We start from the raw sequence: 18,267 nt of genomic DNA, 5'->3' as shown, positions 1-18,267 counted from the left end.
CGACCTGACGACGTACGCACGTAGGAAGAGAAACCACGACAGCCATGGCTGAGAACATCCCGGTGGGTTCGACCACCGCCGGCTCCATCGCGGTGGCGGCGGAGTCGACCGTCGCCACGCGCATGAGCGCCCCCCCGTCCTTCGACGTCGCGGACTTCCCCGTCCCGCACGGCCGCGAGGAGGAGTGGCGGTTCACGCCGCTGGAGCGCCTGCGCGGACTGCACGACGGCACCGCCGCCGCCACCGGTGAAGGGGTGCGCGTCGACGTGACCGCGCCCGACGCCGTCACCGTCGAGGCCGTCGGCCGCGACGACGCGAGGCTGGGCAGGGCGGGCACGCCGGTGGACCGGGTCGCCGCCCAGGCGTACTCCTCGTTCGAGAAGGCCACGGTCGTGACCGTGCCCAAGGAGACCGTGCTCTCCGAGCCCGTCCGCATCGCCGTGCACGGCCAGGGCGGCACCTCCTTCGGCCACCTCGTCGTCGAACTCGGCGCCTTCGCCGAGGCCGTCGTGGTCATCGACCACACCGGCGAGGCCGTCCTCGCCGCCAACGTCGACTACGTCCTCGGCGACGGCGCCAAGCTGACCGTCGTGTCCGTCCAGGACTGGGACGGCAAGGCCGTCCACGTGGCGCAGCACAACGCGCTCGTCGGCCGCGACGCCTCCTTCAAGTCCGTCGTCGTCACCTTCGGCGGGGACCTCGTCCGCATCCACCCGCGCGTCGAGTACGCCGGGACGGGCGGCGAGGCCGAGCTGCTCGGCCTGTACTTCACCGACGCCGGCCAGCACCAGGAGCACCGCCTCCTGGTCACCCACAACGCCCCGCACTGCACGTCGAACGTCGTCTACAAGGGCGCCCTCCAGGGCGAGGCCGCGCACGCCGTGTGGATCGGCGACGTCCTGATCCAGGCCGCCGCCGAGGGCACCGACACGTACGAGATGAACCGCAACCTCGTCCTCACGGACGGCGCCCGGGTCGACTCGGTGCCGAACCTGGAGATCGAGACCGGTGAGATCGCGGGTGCCGGCCACGCCTCGGCGACCGGCCGCTTCGACGACGAGCAGCTGTTCTACCTGATGGCCCGCGGCATCCCGGAGGTCGAGGCCCGCCGCCTCGTCGTCCGCGGCTTCTTCGCCGAGCTGGTCCAGCAGATCGGCCTGGCCGACGTCGAGCAGCGACTCATCGAGAGGATCGAGACGGAGCTGGAGGCGTCCGTCTGATGGCCTTCGTCCGCGCCTGCGGCCTGAGCGAGCTGACGGAGGACACCCCGAAGCGGGTGGAGATCGACGGCACGCCGGTCTCCGTGGTCCTCACCGAGGGGGAGGTGTTCGCGATCAACGACATCTGCTCGCACGCGAACGTGTCCCTCTCGGAGGGAGAGGTCGAGGACTGCGCCATCGAGTGCTGGCTGCACGGCTCCAGCTTCGACCTCCGTACCGGCAAGCCGTCCGGCCTTCCCGCGACGCGCCCCGTCCCCGTATACCCCGTAAAGATCGAAGGGGACGATGTGCTCGTCTCCGTCACCCAGGAGTCCTGAGTCACCCATGGCAACGCTTGAAATCCGCGACCTGCACGTCTCCGTCGAGGCCGACAACGCCACGAAGGAGATCCTCAAGGGCGTCGACCTGACCGTGAAGCAGGGCGAGACCCACGCCATCATGGGCCCCAACGGCTCCGGCAAGTCCACCCTCGCCTACTCCCTCGCCGGCCACCCGAAGTACACGGTCACCGGCGGCACCGTCACCCTCGACGGTGAGGACGTCCTGGAGATGTCCGTCGACGAGCGCGCCCGCGCCGGCGTCTTCCTCGCCATGCAGTACCCGGTCGAGATCCCCGGCGTCTCCGTCTCCAACTTCCTGCGCACCTCCGCCACCGCCGTCCGCGGCGAGGCCCCGAAGCTGCGCACCTGGGTGAAGGAGGTCAAGGAGGCCATGGAGCGTCTCCACATGGACCCCTCCTTCGCCGAGCGGAACGTCAACGAGGGCTTCTCCGGCGGTGAGAAGAAGCGCCACGAGATCCTCCAGCTGGAGCTCATCAAGCCGAAGATCGCGATCCTCGACGAGACCGACTCCGGCCTCGACGTCGACGCGCTGCGCATCGTCTCCGAGGGCGTCAACCGGGTCCGCGAGACCGGCGAGGTCGGCACCCTGCTGATCACGCACTACACGCGCATCCTGCGCTACATCAAGCCGGACCACGTCCACGTCTTCGCCGGCGGTCGCATCGTCGAGTCGGGCGGCCCCGAGCTGGCCGACAAGCTGGAGGCCGAGGGCTACGAGGCATACACGAAGGGCGGCGTATCCGCGTGACACAGCTTCCGGGCCTCCTCGACACTGAGGCGATCCGCAAGGACTTCCCGATCCTGGACCGCGTCCTCCACGACGGCAAGAAGCTCGTCTACCTGGACAACGCGGCGACGTCCCAGACGCCGCGCCAGGTGCTCGACGTGCTCAACGAGTACTACGAGCAGCACAACGCCAACGTCCACCGTGGTGTGCACGTCCTCGCAGAGGAGGCCACGGAGCTGTACGAAGGCGCCCGCGACAAGGTGGCGGCCTTCGTCAACGCGCCCAGCCGCAACGAGGTGATCTTCACCAAGAACGCCTCGGAGTCGCTGAACCTCGTCGCCAACATGCTGGGCTGGGCCGACGAGCCCTACCGCGTGGACGCCGACACCGAGATCGTCATCACGGAGATGGAGCACCACTCCAACATCGTCCCGTGGCAGCTGCTCGCGCAGCGCACCGGCGCGAAGCTGAAGTGGTTCGGGCTGACCGACGACGGCCGGCTCGACCTCTCCCGGATCGACGAGGTCATCACGCCGAAGACGAAGATCGTCTCCTTCGTGCTGGTCTCCAACATCCTCGGCACGTTCAACCCGGTCGAGGCCATCGTGCGCCGCGCCCAGGAGGTCGGCGCGCTCGTCCTCGTCGACGCGTCGCAGGCCGCCCCGCACATGGCGCTGGACGTGCAGGCCCTCCAGGCCGACTTCGTGGCCTTCACCGGCCACAAGATGTGCGGCCCGACCGGCATCGGCGTGCTGTGGGGCCGCCAGGAGCTGCTGGAGGACCTCCCGCCGTTCCTCGGCGGCGGCGAGATGATCGAGACCGTCTCGATGAGCTCGTCGACGTACGCCCCCGCGCCCCACAAGTTCGAGGCGGGCACGCCGCCGATCGCCCAGGCCGTCGGCCTCGGCGCGGCCGTGGACTACCTCTCCTCGATCGGCATGGACAAGATCGCCGCTCATGAGCACGCGCTCACCGAGTACGCGATCCGGCGCCTGCACGACGTCCCCGACCTGCGGATCATCGGCCCCACCACGGCCGAGGAGCGGGGCGCCGCGATCTCCTTCACGCTCGGCGACATCCACCCCCACGACGTGGGCCAGGTCCTCGACGAGCAGGGCATCGCGGTCCGGGTCGGCCACCACTGCGCACGGCCCGTCTGCCTCCGGTACGGAATTCCCGCGACCACGCGAGCGTCGTTCTATCTGTACTCCACGCCCGCCGAGGTCGACGCCCTGGTGGACGGCCTGGAGCACGTCCGTAACTTCTTCGGATGAGGGGCTGACTCGTGAAGCTGGACTCGATGTACCAGGACGTCATCCTGGACCACTACAAGCACCCGCACGGGCGGGGCTTGCGGCCGGGCGACGCCGAGGTGCACCACGTCAACCCGACGTGCGGTGACGAGATCACGCTCCGCGTGAGGTACGACGGTTCGCGCGTCGCGGACGTGTCGTACGAGGGGCAGGGCTGCTCCATCAGCCAGGCCTCCGCCTCCGTGCTGAACGAGCTCCTGGTCGGCAAGGAGCTGGGGGAGGCGCGGCGGATCCAGGACGCGTTCCTGGAGCTGATGCAGTCCAAGGGCCGGATCGAGCCCGACGACGCGATGGAGGAGCTGCTGGAGGACGCGGTCGCGTTCGCCGGTGTCTCCAAGTACCCGGCCCGGGTGAAGTGCGCGCTGCTGAGCTGGATGGCGTGGAAGGACGCGACCGCCCAGGCCCTGGGCGAGGAGCCCGCGAAGGCGGATGGGAAGACGGCATGAGTGAGAACGAGACGGCAACGATGAAGCCCGCCTCCGAGGAAGAGATCCGCGAGGCGCTGTACGACGTGGTCGACCCCGAACTGGGCATCGACGTCGTCAACCTCGGCCTGATCTACGGCATCCACGTCGACGACTCCAACGTCGCGACGCTGGACATGACGCTGACGTCGGCGGCCTGCCCGCTGACGGACGTGATCGAGGACCAGGCGAAGGCGGCGACGGACGGCATCGTCAGCGAGCTGAAGATCAACTGGGTCTGGATGCCGCCGTGGGGTCCCGACAAGATCACGGACGACGGACGCGAGCAGCTGCGCGCGCTCGGCTTCAACGTCTGAGACGTCCGGCCGCGGCCCGGGTCACCCCGGACCGCGACCGGACGGCCGGGCCCGCCGGACCGACCCGGCGGGCCCGGCCTTCGCCGTCCTCCGGCAGGCACGGGGGAGGGCGGGTTCCCGCACGGCCGTCCGGGGGGTACGGGCGGCCCGGGACCCGAGACCGGTTAGCACCCGGGCGGGCCGGGCGGTTAGGTTCGGGGCATGACTTCTGCACCTCGTACCACCGGAGCCGTGGCCGCCGGCCTCGCCACCCTCGCCGGTGACGGCACCGTCCTCGACACCTGGTTCCCCGCGCCCGAGCTCACCGAGGAGGCCGGGCCCGCCGGGACCGAGCGGCTCACCCCCGACCAGGCCGTGGACCTCCTCGGTGAGGGCGCCGCCAAGGCCGTCGGCGCCGACGCCCGCCGCGGCGTCGAGGTCGTCGCCGTACGCACCGTGATCGCCTCCCTGGACGAGAAGCCGCTCGACGCGCACGACGCCTACCTGCGGCTGCACCTGCTCAGCCACCGGCTCGTCAGGCCGCACGGCCAGAACCTCGACGGCATCTTCGGCCTCCTCGCCAACGTGGCCTGGACGAGCCTCGGCCCCGTCGCCGTCGACGACGTCGAGAAGGTCCGCCTCAACGCCCGCGCCGAGGGCCTGCACCTCCAGGTGACCGGCGTCGACAAGTTCCCGCGGATGACGGACTACGTCGTCCCGAAGGGCGTGCGCATCGCCGACGCCGACCGCGTCCGGCTCGGCGCGCACCTCGCGGCCGGCACGACCGTCATGCACGAGGGCTTCGTCAACTTCAACGCGGGCACGCTCGGCACGTCCATGGTCGAGGGCCGGATCTCCGCCGGCGTCGTCATCGGCGACGGCTCCGACATCGGCGGCGGCGCCTCCACCATGGGCACCCTGTCCGGCGGCGGCAACGTCGTGATCTCCGTCGGCGAGCGCTGCCTGATCGGCGCCGAGGCGGGCGTCGGCATCGCGCTGGGCGACGAGTGCGTCGTCGAGGCCGGCCTGTACATCACCGCCGGCACGCGCGTCACCATGCCCGACGGGCAGATCGTCAAGGCCCGCGAGCTGTCCGGCGCCTCGAACATCCTGTTCCGCCGCAACTCGGTCACCGGCACCGTCGAGGCCCGCCCGAACAACGCCGTGTGGGGCGGCCTGAACGACATCCTGCACAGCCACAACTGACCCCGGACGGCCGTGACCTGCGGCCGCCGTACTGATCAATGGCCTGACCTGCTGCCGAGCTGCCGGTAGCCGTCGACGTTGGTCATTGCCGAGCGCCCTCCCTCCCGGCCCCAGGACGGCCCGGGAGGGAGGGCGCCTCCGTACTTCGTGCCCGCAGCCGCCTGGGTGGCCGGCCGGAGTTGAAGGAGGGAAGGCCTTACCGCGCTCATGACCGTGTGGCCGCTCGCTCATGGCCTGTCGGCTCGCTGCTTGGCTCGGTTACCGTTCCGTCCATGCCTTCTGCGCCGGACACGCCCCAGGGGGCGGCCGAGCTCGCTGAGTCCCTGCTTTCCCCACGACCACGCTCCGGCGATCCGGTTGCTGCGCCGGCACCTGTCAGGTGAGCGGGTTCGAGGTCCTCAGCCGATGTAGGGCTCGGCTCGGTCGGTCGGGCCGTGCTCGATCCGCATGCGCATCGACGGGTGGGTGTTCGGCTCGTCCAGCTTGCTCAGGTGGGCGAAGGCCCCTTCCTCGCTCTCGCTGCTCGTGCGCTCTCCCGGCGCGGGGTGGGGGGCCGCCGGGAGCCAAGCCGGAGCGACAAGAGCCCCCGGACGTGTTCGTGACAACCGGAGCGGCCGCGACACGCCGCACGATCGGGTGACCCCGCGTGACCTTCCGACCCGCCGGGCCGATGAACAGGTCGACGCAGGGTCACACGAAACGGCAAGGCGAGGAACGGATATGAAGACCAGCAGGACGATCGTGCTCGCGGGGCTCCTCGTCGCGGCGGGCCTGTTCGGCGCGGGGGCCGCCCACGCGGACGAGACCAACGACCACGCGCACAACGGCCCCCGCATCGCCCTGATCAACACCGGTCAGGTCGACGACCCGATGGAGGACGTGCTGGAGCACGTCGCGCTCCTGGGGCGGAACGTCGTCAGCGGCTGACCAGTTCCGCGTACGCCCTTCGCAGCCCGTCGACCGCCCCGCGGCCGGCGGGCTGCAGCGGTTCGCGCACCGGGCCCGCGTCCAGCAGCGCCTTCACCGTCACCGTCCCGGGCAACCCGGACGCCATCATCAGCTCGGTCAGCGGCAGCAGGCGCCGGTTCAGCCGGGCCGCCTCCGCCGTGTCGCCCGCGTCGAAGGCGTCCAGCACGGCCCGTACCGCGCCGGGCGCCACGTTCGCCACCGTGCTGACGAAGCCCGCGCCGCCCACCGCGTACAGCGGCAGGTTCAGCTCCTCGCAGCCCGAGTAGACGGCCAGCGCCGTACGGGAGATCACCTTCGTCGTGCCCAGCAGGTCGTAGGCGCAGTCCTTCACGGCCACGATCCGGGGGTGCTCCGCGAGCCGCAGCATCGTGTCCGGCTCGATGCGGGTGCCGGTACGGCCCGGGATGTCGTACAGCGCCACGGGCAGGTCCGTCGCGTCGGCGACCCGGCGGAAGTGCGCCTCGACGGCGGCCTGCGGCGGGCGGCTGTAGTACGGCGGGACGACCAGGAGGCCGTCCGCGCCCGCGGCCTCCGCCTGGCGGGCCAGCTCGACCGTGTGCGCCGTGTCCGCCGTGCCGACGCCCGCGACGAGCGGCACCGACGGGCCGACCGCTTCCCTGACGGCGCGGACCAGCTTGCTCTTCTCGGCGTCGGAGGTGGTCGGGGACTCCCCGGTCGTGCCGTTCAGGACGAGCCCGTCGCAGCCCCCGGAGACCAGGTCCACCGCCAGCTTCGCGGCCCGGTCCGGGTCGAGGGCGGCGCCGTCCGGGGTGAAGGGCGTGACCATGGCGCACAGGGCGCGGCCGAAGGGAGGGGGCGTGGTGCCGTCGTACGTCATCCCCGCAGTCTCCGGGGCATGACGTCGTAGGTCCACTTAGTTCTGCTCCGGTTCATGGTGAAGTCGTGCTTAAGCGTGGCATGGCGGGGGTGCGTCCGGGTACTCGGGTCGCTCCCGTACGTGCACAGGAAGGGAGGCGACCGCCGTGGCGATCAGAACCGCGGAACCGTCGGTCGGCGAGCTGGTCAAACGGGCGACGGAGCAGTTCTCCGACCTGGTGAGGGCCGAACTGCGCACCGCCCAGGCCGAACTGGCGCAGAAGGGCAAGCGCGCCGGGGTCGGCGGAGGGCTCATCGGAGGTGCCACGGCCGTCGCCTACGTCGGGCTCATGGCCCTGGCCGGGACCTTCGTGGCGCTCCTCGCCCTGGTCCTGGAGGTGTGGGCCGCCGCCCTGATCGTGACCGTCGTGCTCTTCCTCGTCGCCGCCGTCCTGGGGCTGGCCGGACGCGCGCAGATGCGGCGTGCCGGGCCGCCGCTGCCCGAACGGGCCATCGACGGCGTGCGCGCGGACATCGACGAGATCAAGGGGAGGGTCCACCGATGACACGGCCGGACGAACTGCGTCTCGAAGCGGCGCGTAAACGGCAGGAGCTGGCCGAGACGCTCGACCAGCTGGTGGCGCGGACGGACCTGCGGGCGCGTGCCGCCCGCATGGACCGCCGGCCGCTGGTGGCGGCGTCCGCGGCCGCCGTGGCGCTGGCCGTGCTCGCCGCGGTGCTGATGAGCAGGTCCCGGCACGGAGGGGGCAGGCGATGAGCGCGCGCAGGCCGCCGTGGCCCAGGTCGAGGACGAAGCGCCGGCAGAGCATGCTCTACCGTCCCGTCGGGCTGATCCTCGGCCTGGCGGGCGGTGCCGCCGCGAGCGCGCTGTTCACCCAGGCGTGGAAGGCCGTCGGCCGGGGCAGCGACGCGCCCGACGCGCTGGACGAGGACCGCTCCTGGCGGGAGATCCTGATCGCGGCCGCGATCCAGGGCGCCATCTTCTCGGTGGTGCGGGCGGCCGTGGACCGGGGCGGCGCCATCGGGGTGCGGCGGCTCACCGGGACGTGGCCGGGCGGCTCTTGACCTCAAGCACGCTTGAGCTCTCAGGATGGGGGGTGCCCGGCCGGGCCACGGGGGTGCGGCCGGGCGCTCGTCGAGGAGGCAGCGCATGACCGTGTACGTCCGGCCCCATTCCCGTCCCGACCTCACCCGCCCGGGGGTCGGCCTGGTCAAGGCCAGCACCTGGCGCGTGGGCACCCCGGAGCGGCAGCGGGCGGCCGTCGACGCCATCGCCCGCACCTGGGGGAAGCGGCGCTGGCCGAACGAGGGGCTGCTCTCCTACACCGTCCACATCGGCTCGGACGGGGACACGCTGTTCCACTACTCGCAGTGGCGCGCCGAGGAGGACTACCAGGAGCTGGTGCGCACCGAGCGCGCCGAGCGGAACGCGGAGATCGACGCCGCCGTGCCCGGCATCGAGCGGGTCGCCCTGCACTCGTACGAGCTGTACCGCAGCGGCATGCTCGCGGCGGCGCACGACCGGGTGCCGGGGTGCGTGGTCACCGTGGAGGTGGAGTTCGACGGGCCGGACCCGGCGCGGCAGCGGGGCTGGGTGGACGCGGTGTTCGAGGCGCTCGGCAGCGACCCGGCGCCGCACCCGGGCGGGATCTCCGGCCACTTCCACCTCGGCCTGGACGGCACCCGCGTCCTCAACTACGCCGAGTGGGAGAGCGCGGCCGCCCACGAGGAGGCTGTGGCGGCCCCCGGCGACGGCGTCGGGGCGCCGACGCCGCAGTGGCGCAGGGTCCAGTCGTACCCGGGCCTGGTGCGCAGCACGGTCCGCCGCCACACACCCGCCCTGAGCCTCACCCCGGACGTGTGAGACACCACCCACGACTCCACGCACCCGAGGAGGACGCCCCCGCGGGTTGCCCGTGAGATTGGGCGGGTGCCCCCCGCCTCGGGCCGGTTGGCTACGGGGAGGGGGAGGGCGTTCCTCGGCTCGGGCCGGTCAGCCGTGGGGAGGGGGAGGGCGCCCGCGTGGGCCGCTCGTGGAGCCGAAGGGGCGCGCGGGTGTCGGGAAGACGAGCGCGCGCAGGCCCCGAGGAACGAGGGGCCGAGCACGGTCGACTTCCCGACACCCGCTCAAAGCGCCCCGGAGGCGGAACGAGCCCAAAAAGGGGAGCGCCCCGGAGGCGGAACGAGCCCAAAATTACGGCCTGAAACGCAGCACCTGCGGGTCGTGGTCGCTGTTCTGGTCGGCGAACTCCGCGTTGATGTGGACGCTGTCGTACGTGAAGTGGCGGATGCCCGGGCTGGTCAGGATCTGGTCCAGCACCTGGCTGTTGCCCTGGAAGACGTACGAGTAGCGCTCGCTGCGCGGCAGGCTCGTGACGGCCGCGTGGAGGGCGCCGCCGTCGGTGAGGGCCTGGGTCGTGGCGGAGAACTCGAAGTCGTTGATGTCGCCGAGGACCACGACGTCGGCGTTGCGCTGGACGGCGAGGACGTCCTTGACGAAGGCGTTGACGACCTTCGCCTGCTCGACGCGCTTCACCTCGGAGGAACGGTTCGGCGGCTGGCGGTGCGCGACGATGGACTCGTCGCCGCCCTTCGAGCCGAAGTGGTTGGCGACGACGATGACGGTGCGGCCGCGGAAGACGAACTCGCCGGCCAGCGGCTTGCGGCTGTTCTCCCAGGCGGCGTCCGCCGGCGCGATCCGGCCGGGGGAGAGGGTCAGTGCCGCCTTGCCGCGCTCCTTGACGACTCCGGTGCCGGTCGTGGCGTCGCCGCCCGCGCGGTCGGTGAACGACACGCGCTCGGGGTTGAAGAGGAAGACCTGGCGGATGTTGCCGCCGGGCTCGCCGCCGTCCTTGTTGTTCTCCGGGTCGACGGACCGCCACGCGTACGCCGGGCCGCCCGCGGCGACGATCGCGTCCGTGAACTTCCGCAGCGTCTCGCCGGCGGTGACGGTGCCGTCGTTCTTGGCGCCGTTGTCGTCCTGGATCTCCTCCAGGGCGATGACGTCGGGCGAGGCGAGGTTCTCCACGACCGCCTTCGCGAGCGCGTCGAACTTCTCCTGCGGGTCGGTCGGGTCGAGGTTCTCCACGTTGTACGTGGCGACGGCGAGTTCGCTGCGGTGCTGCGGACAGGTCTTCTCGCGCTGCAGGCCGCGGTCCTGCACGGTGCCGAGGGTGCGCGCGGTGAGGGTGTAGCCGCCGTACTGGTTGAAGTCGAGCGGGCCCTCGGTCGTGCCGGTCAGCACGTCGCCGACGTTCGCGGTCGGGAAGGGCTGCTCGGCGAGCGGCACCAGCGACTGGACCTTGAGGCGGCCGGGGTTCTGGGAGGTGTACGAGCCGTAGACCGTGCCGCCCCGGCGGTTGGGGTTCTCGCCGGGCTTGACGGTCACCCACAGCTCGCCGTGCTCGGTGCTGGGGCCCACGACGCGGGAGGAGCCGATGCGGACGTTCGCGCCCTCCAGCGACTCGTAGTAGTCCAGCGCGTAGGAACCGGGCTTGAGGGGGAGGCCGTTGACGGAGCCCTCCTGCGCCGGGTCGCCTTCGGGCGTGTACGCGTCGGGGACGGACGCGGCGGTGACGGCCACCGGGGCGGGGACCGGGTTGCCGGAGGAGACGACGGTGACGGCCGGCTTCGAGATCTGGGTGAGCGACTGGTTGCCGGAGCCGAGGCCGCCGGGGACGTACTCGGTGACCGTGCCCGACACCTTCACGGCGTCGCCGACGGAGACGGTGGGCTTCGAGCTGGTGAAGACGAAGACGCCCTCGCTGGTCGCCGCGTCCCCGTCCGCCTCCGGGTCCTGGAACCAGAAGCCGCGGGAGCCGTACGTCCGCACGCCGGTGACGATGCCGGGGACGTCCGTGACGCGCTGGCCGACGAGCGGGGATATGCGCGTGGAGCCCTGGATGTCGTGGATGCGGACGGCGTCGGTCGTGTCCGCCACCGAGGTGGAGGCGCCGGCGAGCAGGCCGGCGGCCAGGGCGGCGGCGACGACGGCCGAGACGGCAGCGGTTCTCGGCAGGGAGGAAGCCATGGATGGACTCCAAGGGGGTGGTGGGAGGTGAGGGTGTGCGGAGTGGCTGGAAAGGAGAGGTGGCCGCTCTACGCGCGTCAATCTCTTGGGTGAGCGGGCCACTTGTCAAGGGGCGCCGGGTGGACGACGCCTGTCAGGTGAGTGAACGCGGGAGGCGTCCCCGCATGCGTCTACGCTGGGGGCGGCTTGGACCCGCACCGCCGCCCGTCCCGAGGAGATACCGCCGATGCCCTCAGACCGTCCGACCCTGCCGCCGGTGCGGCTCCGACCGGACGCCGAACTGGCGCGGGCCGCGCTGGCCGCGCCCGTGCTGGCGCGTGCCGTCCGGCTCGCCCGCTGGGCGGGGCCGGAGACCCGGGTCGGTGCGGGCGGCGAGCTCGCGGAGGCGCAGCTGGGAGCGGCCGCCGAGGCGTTGGGTCTCGCGGGCGACGAGGACGGCGAGGCGTACGCGAGCGAGGCGTGGCGGGTCGCGGTCGACACGGGCCTCGTCGAGGTCCGGGAGCCCGCCGACGGCGCCGGCGACACGGGCACCGCCACGGCCGGGGACGCCCTGCCGCTGGTGACCGGCGGCGGCCCGCAGGACGTGCTCGCCCTCTGGCTGGACGGCCTGGAGACCGTGTTCGCGGACGCCGCCGCGCCCGTCGTGGACGACGTCGAGGCGCTGGAGGCCCTGGCCGGGGCGGACGGCGGCATCGACTTCGACGCGCTGGGCTGGGACCCGGAGGCGGAGGCGGAGTTCCTGGACGAGGTGCTCGCCAACCTCTACCTGCTGACCGTGGCCGAGGGCGGGTCCGGCGAGGGGCCGGTGCCGCTGCCCGCGCTCGCCGCGTCCGTCATCGTCCCCGACGACATGGGCGAGCCGACGGACGAGGTGCTGGAGCAGGTGTCCCAGGCGATGATGCGGCTCGACGACCAGTTCCGGGTCCTGGAGCCGATGGGGCTCGTCGAGTACCGGCCCGTCGACGAGGCGCTGATGACGGAGGAGGCCCCCGACGAGCCCTCGCCCGCCGACCTCGACGAGGACGACGTCGCCCGGTACGGCATGGTGCGGCTCACCCCGCTCGGCCTGTACGGCGTCCGCAGCCGGCTGCTGGAGGCCGGCGTGGCCGCCCCGGCGGTGGGGGAGCTCGCGGAGCGGGGCGCGGACGAACTGCTCGGCGCGGTCGGCGCCTTCCCGCAGGCGGCGGCGCGGGCCGAGACGGAGCAGTGGCTCGCCGGGCGCGAACCGGTCGCGGCGGCCCGTGAGCTGCTCGCCGCGGCGAGGGGCGCCGACGCCGGGTCGCCGCTGCGCCGGCTCCACTGCCAGCAGGCGCTCGCCCTGGTGGGCGCCGGGGCGGAGCCCGCCGTGCGGGAGGTCCTGGACGACCCGGAGCTGGGCGGGCTCGCCCGGGTGTGGCTCGCCGAGCGGGGCGCGGGGGACGTGCCGCCGCCGCCCGAGGAGATGATCTTCTGGCTGGCCGTCGACACGATCGCCGCCCAGCTCGACGCCGACGGCGACCTGGAGGAGCTCCAGGACCTGGTGGAGGGGCTGACGGGCCGCCACAGCGGGTTCTTCGACGAGGCGTGGCGGGTCGAGCACCCCTCGACGCCGGAGGTGCTGGAGGCGATGGGGCGCCTGCACCGCGACAAGCGGATCGCGAAGGACGCCCGGAAGGCGGCGTTCAAGGCCAGGTCCCGCGCGGGTTCCTGACGCCCGCGGGCCGCCGGGGCTCCCCGTACGGCCGGCGCGGGGGCGGTTTTCGGCCGTTCCCGGCCACGCGGACGTCCCGGCCGTGACGCGTGGGGTTCAGCCCGTGTTCAGCTGCGGGGGTGAGCGTGGGGCGTCACCGTCCGGCCGACCAGGAGCCCAGATGCCGCTCAGTCGTAGAGAGTTCGCCGCCGCCACCGGCACCGCCCTCGCCCTCACCGGCACCGTCGGTGCCCTCGCCACCGCCCCCGGCGCCGTCGCCGCACCCCCGGAGCGGGGCGGCGGGCACGGGTACGGCCCGCTGCTCGACGACCCGGCCGGACTGCTCGCCCTGCCCGCCGGGTTCACCTACCGGGTCCTCACCCGCAGCGGTGTCACCCGTCTGGAGAGCGGCGAGTTCACCCCCGAGCGGCACGACGGCACGGCCGCCTTCCCCGGCCCGCGCGGGGTGGTCCTGCTGGTCAACAACCACGAGCTGAAGGGCCCGCGCGGCGGCTGGGCCCACCCGGTCCCGCTCGCCGAGGGCCTGGTCTACGACCCCGCCGCGGCCGGCGGCTGCACGGTCGTCGAGGCCCGCCGCGACGGCACCACCGCCGAGTGGGTCGGCATCGCGGGCACCTCCACCAACTGCGCGGGCGGCGCCACCGCCTGGGGCACCTGGCTCACCTGCGAGGAGAACTCCGACCGCGCCGGCGAGAACGGCATGACCAAGGACCACGGCTACGTCTTCGAGGTCGACCCCTACGACCGCCGCGCCAACCGCGACCCGAAGCCGATCAAGGCGTTCGGCCGGTTCGACCACGAGGCGGTGGTCATCGACCCGCGGCGCGGGCACGCCTACCTGACGGAGGACGACTCCTCGCCCAACGGGCTGCTCTACCGCTGGGTCCCGCCGGAGGGCTTCCGGCACGGCCGCGGCAGGCTGCGCACCCTCGCCGACGACGCCGGCGTCCTCCAGGCGCCGCGCTGCTTCGACGCGGGCGGCCGGTTCGTCGACGACCTGTCCCGCGCCACCCGCATCGGCACCGTCTACGGCGTCGACTGGGTGGACGTGCCCGACCGGGACGCCCGCACGGTCGCCGTGCGCGAGCAGTTCGGGGACGGCGACGTCACGCGCGGCCGGAAGCTGGAGGGCATGTGGTGGGCGGACGGCGGCGCGTACGTCGTCTCCTCGTACGCCCGTGAGGAGAGCCCCGGCGCCCCGCACGACGGGCAGGTCTGGTTCTACGACCCGAAGCGCCGCACCCTCACCCTGAAGGTGCTGCTCGGCGTCAACGCCGCCCCGGACGAGGACGGCGCCCTCGACGGGCCGGACAACATCACCGTCTCGCCGTACGGCGGACTCGTCATCGCGGAGGACGGCGAGGGCGTCCAGCACCTCTTCGGCGCGACGGACTCCGGGCGCACGTACCCGATCGCCCGCAACGACCTCAACGACTCCGAGTTCGCCGGCGTCGTCTTCTCACCGGACGGGCGGACGCTGTACGCCAACATCCAGAAGCCCGGTCTGCTGCTCGCCGTCACCGGCCCCTGGCACCGCGCCCCGAGGCGCTGACCCGGGCGGGGCCCCGGCCCGGAGGACCCGGGCGGGGCCCCGGTCCGTCAGAGGGCCTCCGCCGCCGGGCGCACCATGTTGCGCACCGTGCGGGCCTTCACGAACGTGCCCATCGCGGTCATCTCCCACTCGCCGGAGAACTGCCGGATCAGCTTGCACATCAGGACGCCCGTCTGCGGCTCGGTGCCCGTCAGGTCGAAGCGGACCAGCTCCTCGCCCGTCGCCGCGTCGAGCAGCCGGCAGTACGCCTTCGCGACCTCGGTGAACTTCTGGCCGGAGAACGAGTTCACCGTGAACACCAGGCCCGTCGCCTCGGCGGGCAGCCGGCCCAGGTCGACCGTGATGACCTCGTCGTCGCCGGCGCCCTCGCCCGTCAGGTTGTCGCCGGAGTGGCGGATCGCGCCGCCGAGGATGGTCAGCTTGCCGAAGTAGCAGCTGTCCAGGTGGTCGCGCCGCGGGCCGTACGCGATGACGGACGCGTCCAGGTCGATGTCCTTGCCGCGGAACGCGGGTTCCCAGCCGAGGCCCATCTTGACCTGCGACAGCAGCGGGCGGCCGCCCTTGACCAGGGACACCGTCTGGTTCTTCTGGAGGTTCACCCGGCCCTTGTCCAGGTTGATCCTCCCGGCCGCCGGGGGAGCGGCCGCCGGCGTCGGGGGAGCGGCGGCCGGCTCGGGCGCGGAGCCGGCCCGGGCCCGCGCGGGCGGCGCGGTCGCGGCGGCCGGCGGCGCGGCCGGGGCGGGTGTGGCCGCCGGGGGCGCTGCGGGGGGCTCCTCGACGGTCACGCCGAAGTCGGTGGCGATGCCCGCCAGCCCGTTCGCGTACCCCTGCCCCACCGCGCGGGCCTTCCACGCGCCGCCGCGCCGGTACACCTCGACGACGACCAGCGCCGTCTCCGCGCCGAGTCCGGGCGGGGTGAAGGTCGCGAGGACGGCGCCGGTCGCGGCGTCGCGGATCGTCGCGGTCGGCTCGACGCCCTGGAACGTCCGGCCCGCGGCGTCCGGGCTCGCCGTGACGACGATCCGCTCGACGTCCGCGGGCACCGCGGCCGTGTCGACCGTGATCGCGTCGGGCGCCGTGCCGCCGCCGGACCGGTAGGTGACGCCGGGGGCCGACGGCTGGTTGTAGAAGACGAAGTCGTCGTCGGAGCGGACCTTGCCGTGGGCGGTGAGCAGCAGGCCCGATACGTCGAGCCGCACCGGGGCGGCGACGTCCACCGCCACGCGCGCGGCGGACAGGGGGATGTTCGAGCCGGGGGTCATAGCTGTCATGACTGCCGTAACGATCGGGTCCGCTTTGCCGTTCCCTTACCCCCCGCCACCCCGGTGACGGGACGGCGGGCGCGGAGCGCACGTGCGGGAGGCATATTCTCTCGCTACGTGACTGTAGCGACCGTTTTTCGTACGGGGGACGTGGAAGAGGCGCGCCGGGAGATCGGCGAGCGCTTCTACGCCACCTTCATGGACGTCGTCGAGGAGCGGGGGCGCCGTTTCGCCGCCCGCTTCGAGACGGTGCGTCTGGGGCCGCTCGTCGTGGGGGACATGCGGTGCGGCGCCGACGTGCGGCTGCGCTTCGGGGAGCTGGGCGCCTACCACGTGAACATGCCACTGAGCGGGCGACTGGAGCTGCGGCAGGGGGCGGGGGGGACCCTCACCGGGACGCCCGAGCGCGGCACGGTGCTGAACCCGGCCGGGCCGGTCGTGGTCGACCGGTGGGAGGGGGACTGCCGGGTGGTCGCCGTCAAGGTGGAGACGGCCGCGCTGCGGCACAGGCTGGAGGAGCTGCTGGGCCGGACCCCGCCGCGCGGGCTGGTGCTGGCGCCGATGCTGGACCTGACGCGCGGGGCGGGCCGGGACTGGGCGGCGCTGGTGCGGCGCCTCGCGCGCGAGGCGGCCGATCCCGCCGGGCTCGCCCAGCACCCGCTGGTCGTCGAGCCGCTGAAGGACGCGCTGCTCACGGGGCTGCTGCTGGCCGCCTCGCACCCGTACCGCACGGAGGTGGCCGAGCCGGCCCGCACCCTGCGCCCGGCGCCGGTCAAGCGGGTCATGGACGCGGTGCGGGAGCGGCCCGAGCACCCGTTCACCGCGACGGAGCTGGCCGCCCTCGCGCGGGTGAGCACCCGCCGGCTCCAGGAGTCGTTCCGTGCCCACGTGGGGACGACGCCGATGGGGTACGTCCGCGACGTGCGGCTGGCGCGGGTCCGCGACGAACTGCGGGAGGCCGAGCCGGGCGCCGGGCTGACGGTCAGCGAGGTGGCCTGGCGCTGGGGCTTCACGCACCTGGGGCGGTTCGCGGCGCGGTACCGGGAGCGGTTCGGCGAGGCGCCGTCGCAGACGTTGCAGGCGCCCGCGGCGAAGCGGCCGTGAGCCGTGCTTCCCCGTGCGACGGTGCGCCGCGTTCGGCGGACAGGGTGCCGCGCTTGGCGGATCGTTGATCGTTTCGGTGGCCTTTAGTGTCACTTTGTGACGCGGACGCACCTGTCCCCCGTGGGTGCGCGCGTCCCCGCGCAGGCCCGGCCCGGGTCGCCCCCCGTGAGATCGGGCCGGGCCTGCGCCCTTTCGTCCGTCCCCCGCGCCCGGTGCCGGGCGCGCGGTGCCCCCGGCCGGCGGTGTCCGGTCAGTGCGGCCACTGCGGCGGGCGGGTGCAGAAGTGGCCGCCCAGGTGGGCGTGGTCCGGGTTGGCGTCGTCCAGTTCGCCCTGCTCCGCGACGAGCTTCTCCGCGTACCGCTCCGAGTCGTCCCGCGGTTCGTAGCCCAGGGCGCGCGCCGAGGACAGGTCCCACCACAGCCGGGTGTTGGCGGAGGAGCCGTAGACCACGGTGTGGCCGACCTCCTCGGCGGTGAGCGCCGCGTGGAAGAGGCGGGCGGCGTCGCCGGGGCTGAGCCACACCGACAGCATCCGCACGGACGTGGGCTCGGGGAAGCAGGAGCCGATCCGCACGGAGACGGTCTCCAGGCCGTGCAGGTCCCAGTACAGCTGGGCCAGGTCCTCGCCGAAGCACTTCGACAGGCCGTAGAAGGTGTCGGGGCGGCGCGGGGTGTGGACCGGGATGAGGGGGTCGCCGGCACGGGGCCGGGGGGTGAAGCCGACGGCGTGGTTGCTGGAGGCGAAGACGATCCGGCGGACGCCCTCCTCGCGCGCGGCCTCGTACAGGTTGTACGTGCCCTCGACGTTGGCGCGCAGGATCTTGTCGAAGGGGGCTTCCAGGGAGATGCCCGCGAGGTGGATGATCGCGTCGACGCCCCGGACGGCCTCGCGCAGGGCCTCCCTGTCGGCGAGGTCGGCGGTGATCGCGTCGGGGGCGCCCTCGACGGGGGCCACGTCGAGCAGGCGCAGCTCGTACCCGTGGTCGGGCAGCAGGCCGCGCATCAGGGTGCCGAGGCCGCCGGCGGCGCCGGTCAGCAGGACGGTGCGGGCAGCGGGCATCAGCGGAGCTCCTTGCGGATACGTGGATGTCATTCACAAGCGTGGACACGCTAATGAGGGTGCCCTGTACCGTCAAGCGCCGCTTTTCTCTGCGGTTTTGTGCCTTGACCCGCTCCTTCGGGCTGTCCTAGCGTGACCGAAGTTCAGAGATGTGGACGATGATCAGAAGTGCGTACCAACTGAACCATCCGACGGT

The 18,267-nt window shown here is 73.0% G+C and carries 19 protein-coding genes; 15 read left to right on the top strand and 4 right to left on the bottom strand.

The features are described 5' to 3' along the window. The first annotated feature begins 44 nt into the window (after window positions 1-44). From sufD to IE106_RS24470, 8 genes are all read left to right on the top strand, one after another. Window positions 45-1,220, top strand: a complete 1,176-nt coding sequence (gene sufD / locus IE106_RS24505; RefSeq protein WP_189537364.1) for a Fe-S cluster assembly protein SufD — start codon at window positions 45-47, stop codon at window positions 1,218-1,220. Then, a complete protein-coding gene (locus tag IE106_RS24500; protein ID WP_189537363.1) occupies window positions 1,220-1,537 on the top strand; it encodes a bifunctional 3-phenylpropionate/cinnamic acid dioxygenase ferredoxin subunit in 318 nt (105 codons plus the stop codon). Before sufD ends, IE106_RS24500 begins: the two co-directional genes overlap by 1 nt. A gap of 7 nt (window positions 1,538-1,544) precedes the next feature. After that, window positions 1,545-2,309, top strand: a complete 765-nt coding sequence (sufC, locus tag IE106_RS24495) for a Fe-S cluster assembly ATPase SufC (protein ID WP_189537362.1) — start codon at window positions 1,545-1,547, stop codon at window positions 2,307-2,309. Next, on the top strand, window positions 2,306-3,562 hold the full coding sequence (locus tag IE106_RS24490) for a cysteine desulfurase (protein WP_189537361.1): 1,257 nt from the start codon (window positions 2,306-2,308) through the stop codon (window positions 3,560-3,562). The genes sufC and IE106_RS24490 overlap by 4 nt, the downstream gene beginning before the upstream one ends. An 11-nt stretch (window positions 3,563-3,573) precedes the next feature. After that, on the top strand, window positions 3,574-4,047 hold the full coding sequence (gene sufU, locus IE106_RS24485; RefSeq protein ID WP_189537360.1) for a Fe-S cluster assembly sulfur transfer protein SufU: 474 nt from the start codon (window positions 3,574-3,576) through the stop codon (window positions 4,045-4,047). Then, window positions 4,044-4,382 (top strand): metal-sulfur cluster assembly factor, encoded by a 339-nt coding sequence (locus tag IE106_RS24480; RefSeq protein WP_189537359.1) that lies wholly within the window; start codon window positions 4,044-4,046, stop codon window positions 4,380-4,382. Before sufU ends, IE106_RS24480 begins: the two co-directional genes overlap by 4 nt. 201 nt (window positions 4,383-4,583) lie before the next feature. Beyond that, the gene (dapD, locus tag IE106_RS24475) at window positions 4,584-5,567 is read left to right on the top strand and encodes a 2,3,4,5-tetrahydropyridine-2,6-dicarboxylate N-succinyltransferase (protein ID WP_189537358.1); all 984 of its coding nucleotides are present in this window, start codon (window positions 4,584-4,586) and stop codon (window positions 5,565-5,567) included. Between the two features lie 720 nt (window positions 5,568-6,287). After that, window positions 6,288-6,494: a hypothetical protein gene (locus IE106_RS24470; RefSeq protein ID WP_189537357.1), complete on the top strand. Its 207-nt coding sequence runs from the start codon at window positions 6,288-6,290 to the stop codon at window positions 6,492-6,494. Here IE106_RS24470 and dapA read toward each other — a convergent pair. Continuing rightward, window positions 6,484-7,374, bottom strand: a complete 891-nt coding sequence (gene dapA, locus IE106_RS24465; protein ID WP_189537356.1) for a 4-hydroxy-tetrahydrodipicolinate synthase — start codon at window positions 7,372-7,374, stop codon at window positions 6,484-6,486. The two genes, IE106_RS24470 and dapA, sit on opposite strands and share 11 nt — an antisense overlap. A 145-nt stretch (window positions 7,375-7,519) precedes the next feature. Here dapA and IE106_RS24460 point away from each other — a divergent pair, with 145 nt between their 5' ends. From IE106_RS24460 to IE106_RS24445, 4 genes are all read left to right on the top strand, one after another. Continuing rightward, window positions 7,520-7,918, top strand: coding sequence for a phage holin family protein (locus IE106_RS24460; RefSeq protein WP_189537355.1), 399 nt, complete (start codon window positions 7,520-7,522; stop codon window positions 7,916-7,918). Beyond that, window positions 7,915-8,130, top strand: a complete 216-nt coding sequence (locus IE106_RS24455; RefSeq protein WP_189537354.1) for a DUF3618 domain-containing protein — start codon at window positions 7,915-7,917, stop codon at window positions 8,128-8,130. The genes IE106_RS24460 and IE106_RS24455 overlap by 4 nt, the downstream gene beginning before the upstream one ends. Next, the gene (locus tag IE106_RS24450; RefSeq protein ID WP_189537353.1) at window positions 8,127-8,438 is read left to right on the top strand and encodes a DUF4235 domain-containing protein; all 312 of its coding nucleotides are present in this window, start codon (window positions 8,127-8,129) and stop codon (window positions 8,436-8,438) included. Before IE106_RS24455 ends, IE106_RS24450 begins: the two co-directional genes overlap by 4 nt. 85 nt (window positions 8,439-8,523) lie before the next feature. Next, window positions 8,524-9,237, top strand: a complete 714-nt coding sequence (locus IE106_RS24445; protein WP_189537352.1) for an antibiotic biosynthesis monooxygenase — start codon at window positions 8,524-8,526, stop codon at window positions 9,235-9,237. Window positions 9,238-9,567: 330 nt separating this feature from the next. Here the strand turns inward: IE106_RS24445 and IE106_RS24440 are convergent, their stop codons facing one another. Further along, a complete protein-coding gene (locus IE106_RS24440) occupies window positions 9,568-11,403 on the bottom strand; it encodes a DUF8508 domain-containing protein (RefSeq protein ID WP_189537351.1) in 1,836 nt (611 codons plus the stop codon). Window positions 11,404-11,629: 226 nt separating this feature from the next. On the opposite strand from IE106_RS24440, the gene IE106_RS24435 reads away from it, so the two are divergent. Both IE106_RS24435 and IE106_RS24430 read left to right on the top strand, forming a co-directional pair. Continuing rightward, window positions 11,630-13,093: a hypothetical protein gene (locus IE106_RS24435; RefSeq protein ID WP_189537350.1), complete on the top strand. Its 1,464-nt coding sequence runs from the start codon at window positions 11,630-11,632 to the stop codon at window positions 13,091-13,093. A gap of 160 nt (window positions 13,094-13,253) precedes the next feature. Next, on the top strand, window positions 13,254-14,645 hold the full coding sequence (locus tag IE106_RS24430; protein WP_189537349.1) for an alkaline phosphatase PhoX: 1,392 nt from the start codon (window positions 13,254-13,256) through the stop codon (window positions 14,643-14,645). A 47-nt stretch (window positions 14,646-14,692) separates the two neighbouring features. Here IE106_RS24430 and IE106_RS24425 read toward each other — a convergent pair whose 3' ends face one another. Further along, a complete protein-coding gene (locus IE106_RS24425; RefSeq protein WP_189537486.1) occupies window positions 14,693-15,907 on the bottom strand; it encodes a TerD family protein in 1,215 nt (404 codons plus the stop codon). Between the two features lie 117 nt (window positions 15,908-16,024). Here IE106_RS24425 and IE106_RS24420 point away from each other — a divergent pair, with 117 nt between their 5' ends. After that, on the top strand, window positions 16,025-17,011 hold the full coding sequence (locus IE106_RS24420; RefSeq protein WP_229840738.1) for an AraC family transcriptional regulator: 987 nt from the start codon (window positions 16,025-16,027) through the stop codon (window positions 17,009-17,011). Window positions 17,012-17,261: 250 nt separating this feature from the next. Here IE106_RS24420 and IE106_RS24415 read toward each other — a convergent pair whose 3' ends face one another. Continuing rightward, a complete protein-coding gene (locus tag IE106_RS24415) occupies window positions 17,262-18,071 on the bottom strand; it encodes an NAD-dependent epimerase/dehydratase family protein (RefSeq protein ID WP_189537348.1) in 810 nt (269 codons plus the stop codon). Window positions 18,072-18,267: the final 196 nt, after the last annotated feature.

This window comes from Streptomyces roseolilacinus, from assembly GCF_014649335.1.
GTDB classification, from domain to species: Bacteria; Actinomycetota; Actinomycetes; order Streptomycetales; family Streptomycetaceae; genus Streptomyces; species Streptomyces roseolilacinus.
The sequence above is the reverse complement of the archived record's forward strand: the minus strand, read 5'-3'. Positions and strand labels throughout refer to the sequence as shown.

Bases quoted from the DNA above. Each gene is read 5' to 3' on its own strand.
- sufD (WP_189537364.1), top strand. From the start codon at position 45: ATGGCTGAGAACATCCCGGTGGGTTCGACCACCGCCGGCTCCATCGCG.
- IE106_RS24500 (WP_189537363.1), top strand. From the start codon at position 1,220: ATGGCCTTCGTCCGCGCCTGCGGCCTGAGCGAGCTGACGGAGGACACC.
- sufC (WP_189537362.1), top strand. From the start codon at position 1,545: ATGGCAACGCTTGAAATCCGCGACCTGCACGTCTCCGTCGAGGCCGAC.
- IE106_RS24480 (WP_189537359.1), top strand. From the start codon at position 4,044: ATGAGTGAGAACGAGACGGCAACGATGAAGCCCGCCTCCGAGGAAGAG.
- dapD (WP_189537358.1), top strand. From the start codon at position 4,584: ATGACTTCTGCACCTCGTACCACCGGAGCCGTGGCCGCCGGCCTCGCC.
- IE106_RS24470 (WP_189537357.1), top strand. From the start codon at position 6,288: ATGAAGACCAGCAGGACGATCGTGCTCGCGGGGCTCCTCGTCGCGGCG.
- dapA (WP_189537356.1), bottom strand. From the start codon at position 7,374: ATGACGTACGACGGCACCACGCCCCCTCCCTTCGGCCGCGCCCTGTGC.
- IE106_RS24455 (WP_189537354.1), top strand. From the start codon at position 7,915: ATGACACGGCCGGACGAACTGCGTCTCGAAGCGGCGCGTAAACGGCAG.
- IE106_RS24450 (WP_189537353.1), top strand. From the start codon at position 8,127: ATGAGCGCGCGCAGGCCGCCGTGGCCCAGGTCGAGGACGAAGCGCCGG.
- IE106_RS24445 (WP_189537352.1), top strand. From the start codon at position 8,524: ATGACCGTGTACGTCCGGCCCCATTCCCGTCCCGACCTCACCCGCCCG.
- IE106_RS24440 (WP_189537351.1), bottom strand. From the start codon at position 11,403: ATGGCTTCCTCCCTGCCGAGAACCGCTGCCGTCTCGGCCGTCGTCGCC.
- IE106_RS24435 (WP_189537350.1), top strand. From the start codon at position 11,630: ATGCCCTCAGACCGTCCGACCCTGCCGCCGGTGCGGCTCCGACCGGAC.
- IE106_RS24430 (WP_189537349.1), top strand. From the start codon at position 13,254: ATGCCGCTCAGTCGTAGAGAGTTCGCCGCCGCCACCGGCACCGCCCTC.
- IE106_RS24425 (WP_189537486.1), bottom strand. From the start codon at position 15,907: ATGACCCCCGGCTCGAACATCCCCCTGTCCGCCGCGCGCGTGGCGGTG.
- IE106_RS24415 (WP_189537348.1), bottom strand. From the start codon at position 18,071: ATGCCCGCTGCCCGCACCGTCCTGCTGACCGGCGCCGCCGGCGGCCTC.